The sequence below is a fragment of the Prevotella heparinolytica genome, assembly GCF_004342845.1.
Lineage (GTDB): Bacteria > Bacteroidota > Bacteroidia > Bacteroidales > Bacteroidaceae > Bacteroides > Bacteroides heparinolyticus.
On the sequence record NZ_SLXB01000053.1, the window covers coordinates 1 to 3,121 of the forward strand.

At 52.6% G+C, this 3,121-nt stretch carries 5 protein-coding genes; 1 reads left to right on the top strand and 4 read right to left on the bottom strand.

From position 1 onward, the window contains the following. The 3 genes from EV202_RS14825 to EV202_RS14835 form a co-directional block, all read right to left on the bottom strand. Positions 1-1,617, bottom strand: a 1,617-nt coding sequence (locus EV202_RS14825) for a hypothetical protein (protein WP_131927604.1), incomplete at its 3' end; no start/stop codon positions are given. Positions 1,618-1,722: 105 nt separating this feature from the next. After that, complete coding sequence (locus EV202_RS14830; RefSeq protein WP_131927605.1) at positions 1,723-1,908, bottom strand: hypothetical protein; 186 nt, start codon at positions 1,906-1,908, stop codon at positions 1,723-1,725. Between the two features lie 13 nt (positions 1,909-1,921). Continuing rightward, entirely contained in the window at positions 1,922-2,119 is a 198-nt protein-coding gene (locus tag EV202_RS14835; protein WP_131927606.1) for a hypothetical protein, read from the bottom strand. Between the two features lie 117 nt (positions 2,120-2,236). Here EV202_RS14835 and EV202_RS14840 point away from each other — a divergent pair, with 117 nt between their 5' ends. Further along, positions 2,237-2,731, top strand: a complete 495-nt coding sequence (locus EV202_RS14840) for a hypothetical protein (protein WP_131927607.1) — start codon at positions 2,237-2,239, stop codon at positions 2,729-2,731. Between the two features lie 47 nt (positions 2,732-2,778). Here EV202_RS14840 and EV202_RS14845 read toward each other — a convergent pair whose 3' ends face one another. Further along, positions 2,779-3,054 (bottom strand): hypothetical protein, encoded by a 276-nt coding sequence (locus EV202_RS14845; protein ID WP_131927608.1) that lies wholly within the window; start codon positions 3,052-3,054, stop codon positions 2,779-2,781. Positions 3,055-3,121 lie beyond the last annotated feature (67 nt).

Below are 3,121 nucleotides of genomic sequence, written 5' to 3' on the forward strand. Positions count from 1 at the left end.
AGGGTCGTACATCACGGTAAACTCGCGGCCGGTGTTGTTCAGCGCCCACGCTTCGTCCCTCAGGCCGTCGGCGCCGTATACGTCGTAATGGTATTTTTGCCTGTCTATGTCAAACTGCAGGCCGTAGTTGGTGTAAGTGACGGCTTTGGGGTGGCACAGCCAGAACATCCGCACCATGTCCGTGTCCGTCACGGGCTGCGCCTCGGGGTTCTCGCTCATCCGGTACATCTCCATGTGCGGGATGCCGGAAGCAAAATGCTTTTCTTCGTTGTTCCAGAGGTCGCGGCACTCCTTGTAGATGGCCTTCACCTCCTCCAGCGTGGGGAGCGCGTAGGCGTTTTCCTCGATAAATTCCAGGTTGGGCTTGCTACCCGCCTTCTTGGTGTTCACGTTCTGGCCCGTGAAGTACCATATACGGTGGAGCACCATCGCCTGAAAACGGTAGAAGGCGTTCTCGATGGTCTTGGACTGCCCGTTGTAAGGCATCGTAGGGCGGTGGAGCACGGTAAGGCAGCGGAAGAAGCCCGTGGCGTCCCCTTTCTTGTGACCGCCCTGATTGTCGGTCACAATCTCATAAGGGCGGCTGCCTGCCGTTTCCACGGCCATGCGGTAGGCGCGGTACTGGCTCTTGAAGTTCTCGTTCGGGGCGATGTCGTAACCCAGCAGCGTCTCGCTGTAGGCGTCCATCACCTCATAGACGGACGTGGTACGCATCTTGCCCCGGTCGTCCCTGTAATAGAGGTTCAGCTTCGTGCCGTCTCCATACCACAGGGCGTCGCGCATCTGCGGAAGCCCGGTTTTCAGCAGGGAGGAGTATCTCGATTTCCAGCGTTGCATGCCGTGTACGGCGGCATACCACATCGGCATCACGGAGGGGTCGTTCAGGTAGTTCTTCACCGTGGTGGGCGACTTGATGATGTTCAGCCCCAGTTCCACGGCCCGGCGGTTGTACTCCTCGAATATCTGCGCCTCCGTGTACCTCGGCACGATGCTCCGCCGGAGCTTCAGCAGCAGGCGGGCCGTTTCGGGTACTACCACCCGTGCCGCTTGGTTGCCCGTGTTCTTGTTGACGAGGACGGTGTACCCGGACTTCTTGTAGGCGTTGAACTTCTCGCGCAACCGTGCGGCGCTCTCCGGCAGCGTATGCCCGTACTCCTCGCGCAGCTTCTCGCAAGTGCCCCTCACGCTCTTCCACGCCTCCGCCTTGCGGATGTAACCGCACTTGCGGTGCATCGCCTCGACCTCCTTTTCCACACGGATCAGTTCGTTCATCACCTCGGCGTTCAGCACGTACTCCGCCTGTCGGGACAGGGAAATCTGCGGCTCGTAGCTCTTGTAAAACTCCACGGCATTGCTGTCGCTGCGGATGGTATTGCTCATCATTTGTTCGTTCATTTCTTTTTGCGCGTCGGGATAAAGCCGGTCGTAAGCATCTCGTATGAGGTCGGGCAGGCTGTTATAGTCTATCAGGGCATAAGAGCCGGCACCCTTACCGGGCCTTACCACCCGGAGCTTGCCTTCGCGCACCTTCTTCTTATAGCTCGGTACACTCAGTATCCCTCCCTGCGAAACCAGCTCGGGAAAAGTGACGCACCTTATCTTACCGTACATTTCCATATCGAAACTATCTCTTCATTTTTGCGCAAGCCCCGGCATCGAACCGGGGAGCCGGCCGCCCCCGCCCTTAACAGAGAGGCTCCGGACTTGCCGAACAAAAAGCATCTAAGCTGTTTCCGCATCCGTCTTGTCAGGCATGCAAAGCGACAGTGCCACAATGGCCGACAACACTACAATCACAAAGGCGTTACGCCCGTCCGCGTCCGTTGCGTCCACGTTCGTGCCCAGCCACATTCCATATATAAGCCCTGCGGCCGAGGCAATCTTCCGGACAATTCTCCAAGTCTTCATAAGATGTCAAGTATTAAGGGTTGATTAAATCGTCCAAGTCACAGAAGGACGCTATGATACATGGAAGTACGATAGGTTCTTCCTCATTATCGTCTCCCACATAGATACACACACGGTTATTATCCGTGCCCAGCAGCGCATTATGCTTCAACATCAAGTTGCTCAGTTCCGAAAGGAACGCAACCTCTTTTTCTGTCAGTTTTCTGTCCATATATCTAAGTTTTTAAAGTTTTACATTCAAAAAAAACTATCCCTATTCATCCCGAACCGGGATAGATTCGCTACATTTGTAGCCGTCTAACTAATACTAACTCTTAATTCAACCATTATGAGTCTAAAAAAGAATCAATGGCGGGTAAATTGCGGCATCGTCTATAAAGATGCCGGGGAAATACCTTTTTGCCGAATCTTTGTCCACGAGTTGCTGACCTCCATCGCCATCACGCTGAAACTGGAATATGCCATCGTTGAGGATTTTTCCGGATTCCCCGTTTCTGAAGAAGAACACTCCGAAACGAAATCTGAATTCTGTATGGACATTTTCTGCTTCCGTGCTTTTGAACGGACAGAAATACCGATAAAGGATTTCCGGTTGCTCATCGACAAGCTGTTCTCACATTCATCCGTAGCTTTAGGCAACAGTTTCAGCGTAGCCCGCATCTTGCAAAAACATCTGAAGGAAGTTCCTTTCCCCGAAGAGTTTTGCCGTCCTCTTTCTTATCCGTATGTGGAACGCCACAATGGGAAAAGTAAAACTCTCTGTGTGACAGGGGCAAGCTATCAAGGGGTATCAGATGACTTGCGGCAAAAGAATGCGAACTGAAATGGTTTGCATTCTGCTGTTGTTTTTTCTCTTGCATATCCATACCATTATAAAGTTACCGTATCATTCGCCAGCACCGCCTTCACATTCCCTTTGGCGTCCAGCACCTTCATCGGGCGTCTGGCAGTATCAGTCACGTCGTTAATCTCCAGCAGGCGACCTCCTTTAACCATGGCAGCCTCCCTGATCTTTGCGGCCTGCAAGCTGTTCCGCTCGAATGCCAGTGCCTGACAAACGTTCCGCACACTCACCTCGAACACCTTAGCAAGTTCGACCTTGCCCTTGGCGTCTAACTCAATCTTTTGTCTGATTTTCCTTTCCATATATCAAATCGAATTAAAATTATTCCTATCTTTAAGGCGTGTTCTTGTTGAACACGCTGCAAATATA

Bases quoted from the DNA above. Each gene is read 5' to 3' on its own strand.
- EV202_RS14835 (WP_131927606.1), bottom strand. From the start codon at position 2,119: ATGGACAGAAAACTGACAGAAAAAGAGGTTGCGTTCCTTTCGGAACTG.
- EV202_RS14840 (WP_131927607.1), top strand. From the start codon at position 2,237: ATGAGTCTAAAAAAGAATCAATGGCGGGTAAATTGCGGCATCGTCTAT.
- EV202_RS14845 (WP_131927608.1), bottom strand. From the start codon at position 3,054: ATGGAAAGGAAAATCAGACAAAAGATTGAGTTAGACGCCAAGGGCAAG.
- EV202_RS14830 (WP_131927605.1), bottom strand. From the start codon at position 1,908: ATGAAGACTTGGAGAATTGTCCGGAAGATTGCCTCGGCCGCAGGGCTT.